This window comes from Arthrobacter sp. MDT2-34-1, from assembly GCF_059091365.1.
In genome coordinates this window covers 1-352 of the sequence record NZ_JBNHGO010000180.1, presented here as the reverse complement: position 1 = coordinate 352, position 352 = coordinate 1, and the positions used below count along the sequence as shown (strand labels likewise).

At 67.9% G+C, this 352-nt stretch carries 1 pseudogene; it reads left to right on the top strand.

Annotation, left to right across the window (positions count from 1 at the left end):
• Positions 1-352: pseudogene (locus tag AC5RVV_RS18270) on the top strand (acyltransferase); the annotation flags it as partial.

Genomic DNA, 352 nt, shown 5'->3' with positions numbered 1-352 from the left:
AGCTACAGAGCGGTGAGCTACCGTGCCATCCTGGCCGTCATCTTCGGCGGCGTGTTCGCCGCGTCGCTGGCCTTCTCCGTGTGGCAGACTGCCACGAACCAGTCCTACGCCTATTTCGACACGCGCACGCGCCTGTGGGAGTTCGCCCTGGGATCGCTGCTCGCGCTCGCGCTGCCATACCTGACCTTCGGACCGCGGGTACGGATCATCCTCGGTTGGTTCGGCCTCGCCGCCATGGTCAGCTGCGGGCTGCTGCTGCAGGTCCAGCAGCAGTTCCCCGGCTACGTGGCGCTGTGGCCGACCCTGGCGGCTGCATGCATCATCATCGCGGGCCGGACCGGGAGCCGCTTCG